Source organism: Nocardioides sp. zg-DK7169, assembly GCF_013155365.1.
In the GTDB taxonomy this organism is placed as follows: domain Bacteria; phylum Actinomycetota; class Actinomycetes; order Propionibacteriales; family Nocardioidaceae; genus Nocardioides.
The window spans coordinates 13,080-27,436 of sequence record NZ_JABJRA010000015.1; the positions used below are offsets into that span (position 1 = coordinate 13,080).

Sequence of the window (14,357 nt, forward strand, 5' to 3'; positions counted from 1 at the left end):
TGAAACGGTCGCACAATGGGGGTGTGGACAACGCACTGCTCTTCGATGCCAGGGCCCGGGTGCTCGCCGACCTCGAAGCCAGGAAGCGTGCGACCCCGGCGGCCGTCAGCGCACTGGAGGACGCCGTCTCCGCCCGCACCTGGTGGGCCGAGCAGTGGCCCGAGGGGCAGGTGTACGTCGCGGGGCTGGTCGCCCAGGACGTGCAGGACGCCCTGCTGGAGACCGAGGGCCGCTGGCCGGTGTGCCTGCGCTGCCCCGAGGACACGCCCCAGCACGCGCTCTACATCCAGCCCGACCTCGGGGGTCCGGACCCGGTGTGGGTGTGCGAGGAGACCGGGGAGCCGGTCGCCGCGCTGGGTCAGCTGGGCTGAGCCTCAGTCGTCCTGGCCGAGCTGGACGTAGAGGGTGAAGCGGTCCGCGCGGTAGACGGTGCGCGAGACCTCGACGACCGTCTCGCCGACCAGCGCGCGGCGCGAGTGGCGCAGCACCGGGTCGCCGGGGGCGATCTCGAGCAGCACCGCCTCCTCGGCCCCGGCCAGGTCGGCGCGCATCGAGTCCTCGGCCCAGGTCGGGCGCAGGCCGCGGGCCTCGAGCGCCTCGTAGAGGCTGGTGGGCATCCCGGACTGCAGGAAGCCCGGCAGCAGCACCTCGTTGAGGTAGGCGTCCTCCAGGCACATCGGCGCCCCGTCGGCGCGGCGCAGGCGGCGCCAGTGCAGCACCGCGTCGCCCTCGGTGAGGGCGAGCGCCCGGGCGACGCCGGGGCCGGCCTGCTCGCGGCGGGCGAGGAGGGTCTGCGACTCCGGGTGCAGGCCCCGGCGGTTCATCTCCTCGGTGTAGCCGACGATCTGGCTCGCGGTGCGCCGCGGGCGGGCCACGAACGTCCCGCGGCCGGGCACCCGCTCGAGCAGTCCCTCGACCACCAGCGCGTCCATCGCCTGGCGCACGGTCATCCGGGCCACCCCGAAACGGTGCACGAGCTCGCGCTCGGAGGGGGCCGGCGTCCCTGGGGCGGCACCTGCCACGAGGGACCTGACATACTCACGCACCTGCACGTGCTTGAGGGCGCGTCCATCGGTCTGCACGGTGAGCTCCACAGGAGCGACCCTAGGGTTTGACCGTCCGGGCGTCACCCGTTTGCGTGATTTCATATACGAAATCCCCCGGACGCTCAGTCGGTCGCTATCGCGGTGAGCACGTCCAGGCGCGCCGCCCGCCGGGCCGGCAGCACGGCCGCGAGCACCCCGACCACCACCGCCAGCGCCAGGAACACCACGAGCTGGACCACCGGCACGCTGATCACCTCGAGGCCCTCGTCGCGCAGCGCCCGCATCAGCACCACCCCGAAGACCACGCCGAGGACCACGCCCAGCACGGCGCCGAGCAGCGAGATCACCACCGACTCCAAGGTGATCATCCGGCGCAGCTGCGAGCGCGAGAGGCCGATGGCGCGCAGCAGCCCGATCTCGCGGGTCCGCTCGATGACCGACAGCGCGAGGGTGTTGACGATGCCGAGCACCGCGATCACCAGCGCCAGTCCCAGCAGCGCGAAGATGGTGAGCACCAGGTTGTCGATCGGCTCGCGCTGCTCCTCGGCGAACGCCGCCTGGTCCTTCACCGTGACCGCCGGGAGGTCGTCCACGACCGTGTCGAGACGCCCCTGCAGGGTCGAGGCCGCGACGCCGGGCGCCCCGAAGACGATCAGGGCGTTGTCGCGGTCCTGGAACCCGGCCGCGAGCAGGTCCTCGACGCTGACCAGCACCGGCGCGAAGACGACCGGGTTGTCCTCGAAGATCCCGGCCACCTGCCAGGTCACGGCCCCGGTCGGGACCTGGAGGTCGAGCTCGTCGCCGACCCCGACGCCCCGCTCGTCGGCCCACGACTCCTGCACCAGCACCGAGCCGGAGCGCAGCGAGGCCCGCCCCTCGTCGAGGACCAGTTCCAGGGAGCCGATCTCGCCGCGATCGGTGGCGGCGAGCGCGACCTGGTCGCCGTCGAGCAGGCCGGCGCCGAAGCGCTCGCGGACCACCCGCTCGACCCCGGGGACGGCCGCCATCTGCTCCGCGACCTGCGGCGAGAACGGCGCGCCGAACAGGCTGCTGACCACGAAGTCCCCGACGAAGCTCTCCTCGATGGCACGGTCGACGCTCGCCTTCGCGGAGTCGCCGATGATCGCCATCGTGCAGGCCAGGGTGAGCCCGATCATCAGCGCCGAGGCGGTGGCCGTCGTACGCCGCGGGTTGCGCAGCGCGTTCTGCCCGGCCAGCAGCCCCACGAACCCGAAGACCCGCGAGAGGGTCGCGCGGGAGAGGTCCAGCAGCGGGCGCCCCAGCACCGGGCTGGCCGCGCTGACCCCGAGCAGGACCGCGAGCACACCGGCGCCGAGGACCCAGCCGCCGCGCGGCACGTCCACCACCGTGCCGAGCCCGGCCACCATCGCGAGCGCCCCGGGGACGACCAGCCCGAGCCCCAGGACGAAGCGGCGCCGCAGCGAGGTCTCCGGCAGGGCCACGTCGTCGCGCAGCGCCTGCACCGGCGCGATCCGCCCGGTGCGCCGGGCCGGGAAGTACGCCGCCACGACGGTGACCACGATCCCCACGGCGTACGCCGCCAGGACGGTGCGCGGGGCGAGCACCAGCGACTGGCTGCCCAGGTCCAGCCCGAAGCGGCCGACGACCGAGGCGATCCCGCGCGCCAGCAGCACCCCGAGGCCGAGGCCGAGGGTGGCGCCGAGCGCGCCGAGGATCAGCGCCTCCAGCAGCACCGAGCGCACCACCTGCCCGCGCGAGGCGCCGAGGGCGCGCAGCAGCGCCAGCTCCCGGCTGCGCTGGGCGACCAGGATCGAGAAGGTGTTGACGATCAGGAAGGAGCCGACCACCAGCGCGATGCCGGCGAAGATCAGCAGGAACGTGGTCAGGAACCCGACGGCCTCCAGCAGGTCGCTGGCGGCGTCGTCGGCGGCCTGCTCGCCGGTGACCGCGACCAGCCCGTCGGGCAGCACCTGCTCGGCCTGGTCGGCGAGGTCGGTCTGGGAGACCCCGTCGCGGGCGGTCACCCACACCTCGGTGTAGGCGTCCTCGCCGTCGAGGAAGAGCTGCTGGGCGGTGCGGGTGTCGAAGAGCGCCAGGGTGGCGCCGCTGAGCGAGCCGCCCTCGGGGAACCCGGCGATGCCGACCAGCACCGGGTCCACGGTGCTGCGCTCGCCGCCGGTCGTGATCTGCACCCGGTCGCCCAGCTCGTAGCCGGCCTTCTCGGCCGTCTGCTCGTCGAGCACCACCTCGTCCCCGCCGTACGGCTTCTCCCCCTCGAGGATCGCCAGGCCCTGCAGGCCGCCGGCGGCCGGCGCGTCGTTCCAGCTGCCCCCGAGCCCGGGCGGCCCGAACCCGCCGACCAGCTTGCCGTCGGTGCCCACGACGAACACCCCGTCGGCCTCGACCTGTCCGTCGGCCCGGGCGGCTCCCGGCAGCTCGGCCAGCCGGTCGACCACCTCCGCGGGCACCGTGTTGGTCGACAGGAAGCCGTCGGCGGTCTGGGCGACCTCCGGCTCCACCACCACGTCGCCGACGGTGGCGTCGAAGAGCGCGGTGAAGCTGCGGTTGAGCATGTCGGAGAACATCAGGGTGCCGGCGACGAACGCCACGCCCAGGACGATCGCGAACGTGCTCATCAGCAGGCGCACCTTGCGCCCGAGCAGGCTGCGGAGCGCGGCGCGGATCACGCCGACCCGGCCAGCGCCTCGAGCACCGTCTCCCGGGTCGGGTGGTGCAGCTCGTCGACCACGCGGCCGTCGGCGAGGAAGACGACGCGGTCGGTGTACGCCGCGGCGACCGGGTCGTGGGTCACCATCACGATGGTCTGGCCGTCGTCGGCGCTCTGGCGCAGCAGCTCGAGGATCTCCGCCCCCGAGCGGGAGTCCAGGTTGCCGGTGGGCTCGTCGGCGAACACGATCCGCGGGCGGCTGACCAGCGCCCGGGCCACGGCGACGCGCTGCTGCTGACCCCCGGACAGCTCGTTGGGCCGGTGGCCGAGCCGGTCGCGCAGGCTGACGGTGTCGATGACGTGGTCGAACCAGTCCGGGTCCGGACGGCGCCCGGCGATCGCCAGCGGCAGCACGATGTTCTCCCGCGCGTCCAGGGTCGGCACCAGGTTGAAGGACTGGAACACGAACCCGATCGAGTCGCGGCGCAGCCGGGTCAGTGCCTTGTCGCGCAGCCGGGTGATGTCCTCCTCCCCGATGTGGACGCTGCCGGAGTCGGGCCGGTCCAGCGCGGCACAGCAGTGCATCAGCGTGGACTTGCCGGACCCGCTCGGGCCCATGATCGCGGTGAAGCGGCCCGCCGCGATGTCGAGGGAGACGTCGTCGAGGGCGCGCACCGTCGCCGGTCCCTCGCCGTAGGTCTTGGTCAGGTGGCGCACCCGCGCCGCGGCGGGCTCGTCGGCGTGCTCCGGCGCCGGGGGTGCGGTGTGGCTCATGCGGGAACCATTCCGTGTCCGGCGCCGCAGCGCCACCCCCTTCTGGTGGCCCCGGCCGCACCGGCCCGCCGCCACGCCGTACCGAAGGATCTCGAACAGGCGTTCGACATGGGCGTAGGGTGGGTGGCATGGACTTCCAGGGAACGCTCTTCGGGGCACCCCCGGCCGGGGTGGGCTCCTTCGACGGCATCGAGCGCCGCGACCTCGGCCGCGGCGCCTGGATCGACGTGCTGCGCTCGTGGGTGCCGGCCGCCGACGAGGTCTTCGAGACCCTGGTGCGCGACGTGCCGTGGCGCGCCGAGCGCCGCCAGATGTACGACCGGGTGGTCGACGTGCCCCGACTGCTGCACACCTACCTCGCCGACGACCCACTCCCCCACCCGGTGCTCGTCGAGGCGCGCGACGCCCTCAGCGCGCACTACCGCCCCGAGCTCGGCGAGCCGTTCCGCACCGCCGGCTGCTGCTACTACCGCGACGGGCGCGACAGCGTCGCCTGGCACGGCGACACCATCGGCCGCGGCCGCACCACCGACACCATGGTCGCGATCGTCTCCCTCGGCGACCCGCGCCGCCTCGCGCTGCGACCCCGCGGCGGCGGGGGCGGGTCGCTCTCGGTGGAGATGGGCCACGGCGACCTGCTGGTGATGGGCGGCAGCTGCCAGCGCACCTGGGAGCACGCGGTCCCGAAGGCCAGCCACGCCGGCCCGCGGATCTCGGTGCAGTACCGCCCGCTCAACGTCTTCTAGCCCGCCGGCGGTCCAGACACCGCCGCGGTTTGCCCCGTCCGGTTGGCTGGGGCCATGAGCACCGTGACATCTGGGACCTCCGCGACCCCGTCCGCCGCCGCGTCCGGCACCTTCTCCCTCGGCGGCGACCTGCCCGTGGTCCGCCTCGGGTACGGCGCGATGCAGCTCACCGGCCCTGGCGTGTGGGGCCCGCCGCGCGACCACGACGAGGCGGTCCGCGTCGTACGCCGTGCCGTCGAGCTGGGCGTCACCTTCATCGACACCGCCGACTCCTACGGCCCCTTCTACTCCGAGGAGATCATCCGCGAGGCGCTGGCGCCCTACCGCGACGACGTGGTGGTGGCGACCAAGGCCGGGCTGCTGCGCACCGGGCCCGACGTGTGGGTGCCGTGCGGGCGCCCCGAGTACCTGCGCCAGCAGTGCGAGACCAGCCTGCGCCGCCTCGGCACCGACCGCATCGACCTGTTCCAGCTGCACCGCATCGACCCCACGGTCCCGCTGGAGGACCAGGTCGGCGAGCTCCGCGCGCTCCAGGAGGAGGGCAAGGTGCGCCACCTCGGCCTCTCCGAGGTCGGGATCGAGGAGCTCGAGGCCGCGCGCCGGGTGGCCCCGATCGTGTCGGTGCAGAACCTCTACAACCTCGCCCACCGCGACGCCGAGGCCCTCCTGGACCACTGCACCGAGCAGGGCATCGCCTTCATCCCGTGGTTCCCGCTCGCGACGGGGAAGCTCTCCGCGCCCGACAGCCCGCTCGCCGCGGCGGCGCGTGAGCGGGGCGCGACCCCGGCACAGCTGGCGCTGGCCTGGCTGCTGCACCGCTCGCCGGTGATGCTGCCGATCCCGGGCACCTCGCGGGTCACCCACCTGGAGTCCAACGTCGCGGCAGCGGAGATCGAGCTGAGCGAGCAGGAGCAGGCCGACCTGGCCGCGCTGGCCTGATCACGGCGTACCTGCCCGGGTCGGGGATTCCTCCCGGCCCTCGCTGGGCACCTGCAGGCATGACCGAGTCCAGCGACATCCCGGCCCCGGAGCAGCAGCCGGCGCCGCAGGCGAGCCAGCAGCCCGTCCCCACCACGGACGCCACGCCCGGCAAGCGGTCCTCGAAGTCCCCGGGGACCACCTCCGACCCGCTGCGCGGCTCGAAGACCAGTGGAGTCTGGGCGGCGCTGGTCGGCATCGCGGTGCTGCTGATCCTGCTGCTGATCTTCATCGTGCAGAACACCCAGGACGTCGAGGTGGCGTTCCTCGGCTGGGAGGGCCGGGCCCCGCTTGCGGTCTCCCTGATCGCCGCCGCCGTGACCGGCATGGTGATCGCGATCGTCACCGCCTCCCTGCGCATGCTCCAGGTGCGCCGCCGGATCAAGCGCGAACGCCGCTGACCCCCTCGCCGAGTCGGCCCTCGTGGTTGCCCGAGTCGGCGCCACTGGCGCCGACTCGGCGCACCATTGGCGCCGACTCGGCGCACCATTGGCGCCGACTCGGCGCGGTGTCGGTCAGCGCTCCCGGTGTCCCCAGAGCCAGCGCAGCACGAGCAGCCCGGCGACCGCGGCCGCGAGCTGCTTGCCGTAGGCCCGCAGCAGCGCCGGTACGACGGCGGCGCCGAGGTCGAGGGCGCCGTCCTCCCCGACGGGGGACGCCGGCGCGCTGGAGTGGACCGGCTCCGCCGGCCGGGTCGGGGGCACCGGCGCGACCGCCCGGTCGGGTGCCGCCTCGCGGTGCGGGGTCCCCGGGTCCGGGGACGTCTCGACCGTCGTCGGGGCGGGCGTCTCGGCCCCGACCGGCGCATCCGAGGACGCGGGGGCGGGACCGGCGAGGCGCTGCTCGAGGCAGGTCACGAACTGCCCGAGCAGCTTGTCCGAGACGTCCTGCATCACCCCGCGGCCGAACTGCGCCGGCTTGCCGGTGATCGCCAGGTCGGTGAGGACCTCGACGTCGGTGGACCCGCCGGCGGCGGACATGCTCACCGTGACGGTGGCGCCGGCGGTGCCGTTGCCGCGCTTGTCCTTGCCCTTGGCCTCGACGACGAAGCGGTGCGCCGCCTCGTCCTTGTCCACGAACGTGCCGGAGCCGTTGTAGACCAGCGCGATCGGCCCGAGCTTGACCTTCACCGAGCCGGCGAAGCTGTCCCCCTCGGCCGAGGAGACCGTCGCGCCCGGGAAGCACTCGGCCACCGAGGCGATGTCGTTGAAGTGGCTCCAGGTCTCCTCGACCGAGGTGTGGACGGTGAAGCGGTGGGCGAGATCCACGACCTAGGCCCCCGCCGCGCTCAGCACGGCCCGGCGCGTCAGCACCGTGGCCAGGTGGCGCCGGTAGTCGGCGTCGCCGTTGAGGTCGGAGGGCGGGTTCGCCCCGTCCGCAGCCAGCGCGGCTGCCCGGCGTACCGCCTCCTCGGTGGCGGGCTGGCCCACCAGCGCCTCCTCGACGCCGCGCGCCCGCAGCGGGGTGCTGCCCATGTTGGTCAGCCCCACCCGCGCCTCGGCGATGGTGCCGCCCTCGGCGCGCACGGTCGCGGCGACCGCCACGATCGGCCACTGGTGGGCGACGCGCACGAACTTCTCGTAGTGCGCGCCCCAGCCGGTACGACGCGGGATGCGCACCTCGGTGAGGATCTCGTCCTCGGCCAGGGCGGTCTCGAAGAGGTCGACGAAGAAGTCGTCGGCCGGGATCGTGCGCCGTCCGGTCGGGCCGACGGCGACGAAGGTGGCGCCGAGCGCGAGGACGGGCGCCCCCAGGTCGCCGGCGGGGTCCGCGTGGGCGAGGGCCCCGCCGAAGGTGCCGCGGTGGCGGACCTGGGCGTCGGCGAGGTGCTCGATCGCGGCCGGGACCAGCGCGGCGTGGCGGGCCATGAGCGGGTCCGCGGCCACCACCGAGTGCGGCGTCATCGCACCGACGACGATCTCCTCGCCGTCCTCGCGGATCCCGCGCAACGCGTCGATGCGGCGCAGGTCGATGACCATCTCGGGGGCGTTGAGCCGCATCCGCAGCACCGGCAGGAGCGACTGGCCGCCGGCCAGCACCTTGGCGTCGTCGCCGTGCTCGGCGAGCGCGGCGACGGCCTCCTCGAGCGTGGTCGGCGCGAGGTAGTCGAACTGTGCGGGGATCATGCGTCGGTCCCTCCGGTCGTGCGGTCCACGGTTCCCTCCATGCCGGTCGCGGCGTCGAAGTGTGGAGCGGCGGCACCGGTGGTGCTCCCGCCCTTGTCGGCGCCCTGGATGGCGCGCCACACCCGCTCCGGGGTGCACGGCATCGCGACGTCGTGGACGCCCCAGGGCCGCAGTGCGTCGACGACGGCGTTGACCACGGCCGGGGTCGAGGCGATGGTGCCGGCCTCGCCGACGCCCTTGGTGCCGAGGGTGTTGGTCAGCGCCGGGGTGGTGGTGTGGTCGACCTCGAAGCTGATCGTGTCCGCCGCCGTCGGCAGCAGGTAGTCCACGAACGAGCCCGACACCAGCGTCCCGGAGTCGTCGTACACCGCCTCCTCCCACAGTGCCTGGGCGATGCCCTGCACCAGGCCGCCGTGCACCTGGCCTGCGACGATGAGCGGGTTGATCACGTTGCCGATGTCGTCGACGCAGACGTACTTGCGCATGTGCAGCGCCCCGGTCTCGGTGTCGATCTCCATCGCGCACAGGTGGGTGCCGTGCGGGTAGTTGAAGTTCACCGGGTCGAAGGTCGCGTCGGAGTCGAGGCTCGCCTCCACCCCGTCGGGCAGGTTGTGCGCGGCGAAGACCGCGCTCGCGATCTCGGCGATCCCCATCCCCTGGTCGGTGCCGCGCACCGCGAAGCGCCCGCCGCGGTACTCCAGGTCGTCGGCGGAGGCCTCGAGCAGGTGCGCGGCGATCGGGCGGGCCTTGTCGATGACCTTGTCCACCGCCTTGACCAGCGCCTCGCCGCCGACCACGAGCGAGCGCGAGCCGTAGGTGTCCAGGCCCTTGTGGGAGATCGCGGTGTCGCCGTGGAGCACCTCGACGTCCTCGAAGGGCACCCCGAGCCGGTCCGCGACGATCTGGCTGAACGCCGTCTCGTGGCCCTGGCCGTGGGCGCTGGCGCCGGTGACGACCTCGACCTTGCCGGTCGCCAGCATCCGCACGCTCGCGTGCTCCCAGCCGCCGGCGCCGTAGTCGAGCGAGCCGAGGACCCGCGAGGGCGCGAGGCCGCACATCTCGGTGAACGTCGAGACGCCGATGCCCAGCTGCACCGGGTCGCCGGAGTCGCGGCGGCGCTGCTGCTCGGCGCGCAGCTCGTCGTAGCCGAAGAGCTCCTTGGCCCGGGCCGTGGCCGCCTCGTAGTTGCCGGAGTCGTACTCCAGTCCGGCGACCGTGGTGAACGGGAACTCCTCGTGCTTGATCCAGTTCTGCTCCCGGATCGCCAGCGGGTCGACGCCGACCTCCGCGGCGAGCTCGTCCATCAGCCGCTCGATGGCGAACGTCGCCTCCGGGCGCCCGGCGCCGCGGTAGGCGTCGGTCCAGGTCTTGTTGGTGAGCACCGTCTGCACGCCGAAGTGGTAGGCGGGGAACTTGTAGATGGCGTTGAACATGAACGCCCCCAGCACGGGTACGCCGCCACCGACGAGCGAGACGTAGGCACCGAGGTCGGCGAGGAGCTCGACCTTGAGGCCGGTGACGGTGCCGTCCTTGGTGGCCGCCAGGGTCAGCTTCTGCCACTGGTCGCGGCCGTGGTGGCCGGCCATCAGCGACTCGCTGCGGGTCTCGGTGTACTTCACCGGCCGCGACAGCCGGCGGGCCACCGCGACGGTGATCCACTCCTCCGGGGTGGTCTGCAGCTTGCCGCCGAAGCCGCCGCCGACGTCGGGGGCGATCACCCGCAGCTTGGACTCCGGGATGCCGGTGGTCGCGGCCAGCGCGAAGCGCAGGATGTGCGGGATCTGGGTCGCCGACCAGACGGTCAGCTGCTCCCCGGTCGGGTCGACGACGGTGGAGCGGGGCTCCATGAACGCCGGGATCAGCCGCTGCTGGCGGTACTCGCGCTCCAGCACGATGCCGTCGGTGCGGGCCTGGCGGATCGCCTCCTCGACGTCGCCGCCGGTGCCGGCCTCCGCGGAGTCGAAGACCCAGTGGGCCGACTTGTTGGTGCCGAGGTCGGGGTGCGCGAGCGGTCCGCCGTTGTCGGCGTCCGCCGCGGCGGCCTCCTTGAGGTCGAGCGCGGGCGGCAGCACGTCGTACTCGACGTCGACCAGCTCGGCGGCGTCGCGGGCCTCGGCGGCGGTGCGCGCGACCACGACCGCGACGATCTCGCCGGCGAACGCGACCCGGTCGATGGCGACCGGCAGGTGGGTGGGGGTCTTCTGGTCCGGGGTGATCGGCCAGGCGTTGATCAGCACGCCCTGGGTGTCGGCGAGGTCGGCGCCGCTGAGCACGTCGACGACGTTGGTCGCGCCGCGCGCCGCCTCGGTGTCGACGCTGAGGATCCGGGCGTGCGCGAACGGGCTGCGCACCATCGCGAGGTGCAGCATGCCGGGGAGCACGATGTTGTCGGTCCAGCGGGTGCGCCCGGTGATCAGGCGCTGGTCCTCCTTGCGGCGGCGCTCGCGGCCGATCTCGCGCTCGCCCTGCTCGGGGCGGGTCTCGGTGGCGGTCACGACAGGCCTCCCGTCGGGGCGGCGGCGGGGGTGTCCATCGAGTCTGCGGCGTGCTGCACGGCGCGGACGATGTTGTGGTAGCCCGTGCAGCGGCACAGGTTGCCCTCGAGCCCGAGGCGGATCTCCTCCTCGCTGGGGCGGGGGTTCTCCGCCAGCAGGGCGACGCTCTGCATGATCATGCCGGGCGTGCAGAACCCGCACTGCAGGCCGTGGCACTCGCGGAACGACTCCTGCACGGGGTGCAGCTCGCCGTCGCGGGCCAGCCCCTCGATCGTGGTCACCTCGGCGCCGTCGGCCTGCACCGCCAGGACGTTGCAGGACTTCACGCTGGTGCCGTCGAGGTGGACGGTGCAGGCGCCGCAGTTGCTGGTGTCGCACCCGATGACGGTGCCGGTCTTCCCGAGGCGTTCGCGCAGGTACTGCACCAGCAGCATCCGCGGTTCGACGTCGTCGGCCACCTTCGCGCCGTCGACGGTGAGGCTGATCCGGGTCATGGGCCCTCCTGGGCAGGGGCAACGGACGTGTGACGCCGCTCACGTTACGACCGGTTCGGTTGGCTGAAGGTTGGACCGCCGAGTCGGCGCTTGTGGTTGCGCGAGTCGGCGCTTGTGGTTGCGCGAGCAGGTCCGGCGGCCGGGCCTGCTGCGAGGGCGGCTGCGGGTGCACACAACTGCGCAATTGCTGGGAAAAGCACCCGCCTGCGGCCCGCGCCGGTGCTTTTCCGCGCAGTTGCGCGGAAGAACCCCTCCCGCGACCTCGATCAACCGCGCGCGACCGCCAGCCGGCCCTTCAGCAGGGGTACGGCGGGGTGGGCGCGGCCGCCCAGCGAGCGCAGGCACACCTCCAGCACCTCGGCGTCGTACGGCGCGTACTCGCCGTAGCGCACCACGGCGTCCGGGTCGGGGTCGGCGAGCAGTGCCTCGCGCAGCGCGACCGCGACGTACTCCCCCAGCTCGCACAGCGCCGGCGAGTTGGTGCCCGGGAGCAGGTCCCCGCCGTAGGCGTCGACGGCGTCGGCGACCCGGCCGCGGCGCAGCAGCCCGAGCACGTGGTCGACGTCGGTGGCGACCGGCATGAGCAGCCGGTAGGGGCGCGAGGAGAGCTGGCCGCCGAGCGCTGCGCGCAGGTGCGAGACCTCGGCCTTGAGGGTGGAGAAGGTGACCGCCTGGTCGCCGTAGACCAGCGCGTGCAGCTGCTCCAGGGTCAGTCCCTCGGGGTGCATCGCGAGCAGCGCGAGGATCTCGGTCTGGCGGCGGTTGAGCAGCAGCCGCTGACCGTCGAGGCGCGACTCCGCGGTGCCGAGCAGCGTCATCACGAGCCCGGGGTCGTGGGTGCGCTCCGGCGTGCCGGGGCTCGAGCGCGGCAGCGCGGTCTCGATCAGCCGCGCCATCACCCGCGCGGTCGCGAGCCCGATCGGGTGGCTTCGGTCCCAGGTGGTCGAGAGGTCGAGGACGCCGAGGTGCGCGCCGGTCACCGGGTCGTGCAGCGGCGCGGCCCAGCACACCCAGTTGTGCACGATCGGCGCGTAGTGCTCGGCGCTGAAGACCATCGCCGGCGCGGCGGTGCGGTTGGCGAGGTCGAGGGCGTTGGTGCCGACCGAGCGGTCGTCCCAGCGCCCACCCGGCACGAAGTTCACCGACTCGGCCTTGCGCCGCATCACCCGCCCGCCGTAGGTCCACAGGATCCGGGTCTCGGGGTCGGTCACCGCGATCACCAGGTCGCCGTCGCTCGCCGTACGCCGCAGCTCCTCCTCCACCCGCTCCACCGCGACCTGGAGCGGGGAGTCGCGCCAGGACGCCGCGGTCTCGGACTCGTCGGCCAAGGGGGCCTCGGCGAGGTCGGGGGTCAGCGCCGCCCGCGACCGGGTCCAGCTCGACAGGATCTCTGGGCGCACCAGCGGCGCGGCGTCGTCGCCGTGCTCGACGAAGCGCACCCACGCGCGCACCGCGTCCTGCCTGCGTGCCGCCAGGTCGGACCCCTCCATGGCGGGGACGCTAGCACCGAGGTGAGCGGCGTCACAGGAGTTCGCCGGGCCCCGGCGCCCTCTTCCCCGGGGCAGGGGACGGCTGCGCGCTCACCGCCCGCGGAGCTCGCGGCGCAGGAAGGCGACGGTGGCGCGCATGGAGTCCTCGAAGCGGGGGCCGAAGGCGTGGCCCTCGCCCTCGTAGACGGCCAGCTCGCTGTCGACCCCGGCCTCGCGCAGCAGGCGCTGGCTCTCGCGCGACCAGGCGATCGGGCAGCTGTCGTCGAGGGTGCCGTGGTGGATCAGCACCGGCACCTCGATGCGGTCGAAGTAGGTGCGCGCGGACAGCTCGCGGTAGGGCCGCGGGTTGCGCTCCGGCGGCCCGCCGAGGCGCTCGAACAGCACCTGCGCACCGTCCGGGCGCTCCGGGATCGTCCAGCGCCGCAGGTTGTCGGTGAAGTCCGAGCTGACCGGCGCGAAGACCACCGCGGCGTCGACCAGGTCGGGATCAGCCACGAGCGCGTTGTAGGTGACCGCCCCGCCCATCGAGCGACCGATCATCGCCAGCCGGTCGTCGTCGACGTACCGCTCACGGGTCAGCGCCTTGACCGCACCGATCGCGTCGCGGGTGTAGACCAGCCGCGACTCGCGCCCCAGGTCGCTCACCGGGTCGGAGCCGGCGTGCCCGCGGTAGTCGGTGTGCAGCACGACGAACCCGTTGGCCGCCAGCCACTCCTGCTCCCGCGACATCCCGCGGCCCAGGGTGTAGAAGCCAGGGTCGATGTAGCCGTGGTTGAGCACCACCGCGGGGAACGGGCCCGGCCCGGTCGGCACCAGCAGCTCCCCGGAGACGGTCGCGCCGTCGACGGTGTAGGTCACCGCCCAGCTGTTCCAGGCCTCGGTGCCGCCCAGGGGCTCGGTACGCCGGATCCGGCCGCCGACGACGTCCTCGCGCATCAGCGCCGGCAGCGACATCGAGTCCCGCACTGGGGGCAGGTCCTCGCCCGCGGTCTCCTCCGACGGGTCGTCGAACGGCGCCTCCGACGGCGCGGGCTCCGGCTCCGGCGACCCGGCGGACTCTGTGGGTGTCGACCGCGCGCCGGGGGCGTCCGGCTCCTCCTCGCTGCACCCCAGCGGTACGACGAGCAGCAGCGCGGCGGCCGCGATCGCTGCCCGGCGCACGGGCTCAGCTCGCCCCGGCCGACCCGCTCGGCCCGGTCGCGGCCGTGGCATCGGTGGCCACCGTGAGCAGCACCGCGGCGTCCTCGAGGGCGGTCAGGTCGTGGCGCGCCTGCGGGACCACCAACAGCTCGCCGGCCGCGCCCTCCCAGGACTCCTCGCCGCTGTGCAGCCGCACCCGCCCGCGCAGCACCAGGAGCGTCGCCTCCCCCGGTGCCTCGTGCTCCCCCAGCGCCCGGCCCTCGGCCAGCGCGATCAGCGTCTGGCGCAGGTCGTGCTCCTGGCCGCCGAAGACGGTGGCCGCGCTGCGTCCGCTGGAGGCCTCCCGTGCGGTGGCCAGGTGGGTCTCGGCCAGGTCGGTGAGGGATGTCGCGTGCATGTGCTCCTCGTTCCTCCCACC

General features: G+C 73.8%; 14 protein-coding genes. 4 read left to right on the top strand and 10 right to left on the bottom strand.

Features of this window, described 5'->3' with window-relative positions; translation table 11 throughout:
• Positions 1–23: 23 nt before the first annotated feature.
• A complete protein-coding gene (locus HOQ23_RS18940) occupies positions 24–371 on the top strand; it encodes a hypothetical protein (protein ID WP_172216889.1) in 348 nt (115 codons plus the stop codon).
• Positions 372–374: 3 nt separating this feature from the next.
• Here HOQ23_RS18940 and HOQ23_RS18945 read toward each other — a convergent pair whose 3' ends face one another.
• The 3 genes from HOQ23_RS18945 to HOQ23_RS18955 form a co-directional block, all read right to left on the bottom strand.
• Complete coding sequence (locus HOQ23_RS18945) at positions 375–1,094, bottom strand: GntR family transcriptional regulator (RefSeq protein ID WP_367650580.1); 720 nt, start codon at positions 1,092–1,094, stop codon at positions 375–377.
• Between the two features lie 74 nt (positions 1,095–1,168).
• Entirely contained in the window at positions 1,169–3,715 is a 2,547-nt protein-coding gene (locus HOQ23_RS18950) for an ABC transporter permease (protein ID WP_172216893.1), read from the bottom strand.
• Positions 3,712–4,470, bottom strand: coding sequence for an ABC transporter ATP-binding protein (locus HOQ23_RS18955; RefSeq protein WP_172216895.1), 759 nt, complete (start codon positions 4,468–4,470; stop codon positions 3,712–3,714). Before HOQ23_RS18955 ends, HOQ23_RS18950 begins: the two co-directional genes overlap by 4 nt.
• Positions 4,471–4,598: 128 nt before the next feature.
• On the opposite strand from HOQ23_RS18955, the gene HOQ23_RS18960 reads away from it, so the two are divergent.
• The 3 genes from HOQ23_RS18960 to HOQ23_RS18970 are packed head-to-tail and all read left to right on the top strand — an operon-like array spanning position 4,599 to position 6,595.
• On the top strand, positions 4,599–5,216 hold the full coding sequence (locus HOQ23_RS18960; protein ID WP_172216897.1) for an alpha-ketoglutarate-dependent dioxygenase AlkB: 618 nt from the start codon (positions 4,599–4,601) through the stop codon (positions 5,214–5,216).
• Between the two features lie 54 nt (positions 5,217–5,270).
• Positions 5,271–6,155: an aldo/keto reductase gene (locus HOQ23_RS18965; RefSeq protein ID WP_216654443.1), complete on the top strand. Its 885-nt coding sequence runs from the start codon at positions 5,271–5,273 to the stop codon at positions 6,153–6,155.
• A gap of 59 nt (positions 6,156–6,214) precedes the next feature.
• Positions 6,215–6,595, top strand: a complete 381-nt coding sequence (locus HOQ23_RS18970; protein WP_172216900.1) for a lipopolysaccharide assembly LapA domain-containing protein — start codon at positions 6,215–6,217, stop codon at positions 6,593–6,595.
• Between the two features lie 114 nt (positions 6,596–6,709).
• Here HOQ23_RS18970 and HOQ23_RS18975 read toward each other — a convergent pair whose 3' ends face one another.
• From HOQ23_RS18975 to HOQ23_RS19005, 7 genes are all read right to left on the bottom strand, one after another.
• A complete protein-coding gene (locus HOQ23_RS18975; protein WP_172216902.1) occupies positions 6,710–7,462 on the bottom strand; it encodes an SRPBCC domain-containing protein in 753 nt (250 codons plus the stop codon).
• 3 nt (positions 7,463–7,465) lie between these two features.
• On the bottom strand, positions 7,466–8,320 hold the full coding sequence (locus tag HOQ23_RS18980) for a xanthine dehydrogenase family protein subunit M (RefSeq protein WP_172216904.1): 855 nt from the start codon (positions 8,318–8,320) through the stop codon (positions 7,466–7,468).
• The gene (locus HOQ23_RS18985) at positions 8,317–10,815 is read right to left on the bottom strand and encodes a xanthine dehydrogenase family protein molybdopterin-binding subunit (protein WP_172216906.1); all 2,499 of its coding nucleotides are present in this window, start codon (positions 10,813–10,815) and stop codon (positions 8,317–8,319) included. The genes HOQ23_RS18980 and HOQ23_RS18985 overlap by 4 nt, the downstream gene beginning before the upstream one ends.
• Positions 10,812–11,309 carry a (2Fe-2S)-binding protein gene (locus tag HOQ23_RS18990; RefSeq protein WP_172216909.1) on the bottom strand — a complete coding sequence of 166 codons (498 nt, stop codon included), beginning with the start codon at positions 11,307–11,309 and terminating at the stop codon, positions 10,812–10,814. The genes HOQ23_RS18985 and HOQ23_RS18990 overlap by 4 nt, the downstream gene beginning before the upstream one ends.
• Positions 11,310–11,575: 266 nt before the next feature.
• Entirely contained in the window at positions 11,576–12,799 is a 1,224-nt protein-coding gene (locus tag HOQ23_RS18995) for a helix-turn-helix domain-containing protein (protein ID WP_172216911.1), read from the bottom strand.
• Positions 12,800–12,889: 90 nt separating this feature from the next.
• Positions 12,890–13,960 (bottom strand): alpha/beta hydrolase family protein, encoded by a 1,071-nt coding sequence (locus HOQ23_RS19000; protein ID WP_367650581.1) that lies wholly within the window; start codon positions 13,958–13,960, stop codon positions 12,890–12,892.
• Positions 13,961–13,964: 4 nt separating this feature from the next.
• Positions 13,965–14,336, bottom strand: a complete 372-nt coding sequence (locus HOQ23_RS19005; RefSeq protein ID WP_172216915.1) for a cupin domain-containing protein — start codon at positions 14,334–14,336, stop codon at positions 13,965–13,967.
• Positions 14,337–14,357 lie beyond the last annotated feature (21 nt).

What these genes read in the sequence shown, in the direction of transcription:
- HOQ23_RS18970 (WP_172216900.1), top strand. Translation starts at nt 6,215, where the DNA reads ATGACCGAGTCCAGCGACATCCCGGCCCCGGAGCAGCAGCCGGCGCCG.
- HOQ23_RS18955 (WP_172216895.1), bottom strand. Translation starts at nt 4,470, where the DNA reads ATGAGCCACACCGCACCCCCGGCGCCGGAGCACGCCGACGAGCCCGCC.
- HOQ23_RS18980 (WP_172216904.1), bottom strand. Translation starts at nt 8,320, where the DNA reads ATGATCCCCGCACAGTTCGACTACCTCGCGCCGACCACGCTCGAGGAG.
- HOQ23_RS18990 (WP_172216909.1), bottom strand. Translation starts at nt 11,309, where the DNA reads ATGACCCGGATCAGCCTCACCGTCGACGGCGCGAAGGTGGCCGACGAC.
- HOQ23_RS18960 (WP_172216897.1), top strand. Translation starts at nt 4,599, where the DNA reads ATGGACTTCCAGGGAACGCTCTTCGGGGCACCCCCGGCCGGGGTGGGC.
- HOQ23_RS18965 (WP_216654443.1), top strand. Translation starts at nt 5,271, where the DNA reads ATGAGCACCGTGACATCTGGGACCTCCGCGACCCCGTCCGCCGCCGCG.
- HOQ23_RS18995 (WP_172216911.1), bottom strand. Translation starts at nt 12,799, where the DNA reads ATGGAGGGGTCCGACCTGGCGGCACGCAGGCAGGACGCGGTGCGCGCG.
- HOQ23_RS19005 (WP_172216915.1), bottom strand. Translation starts at nt 14,336, where the DNA reads ATGCACGCGACATCCCTCACCGACCTGGCCGAGACCCACCTGGCCACC.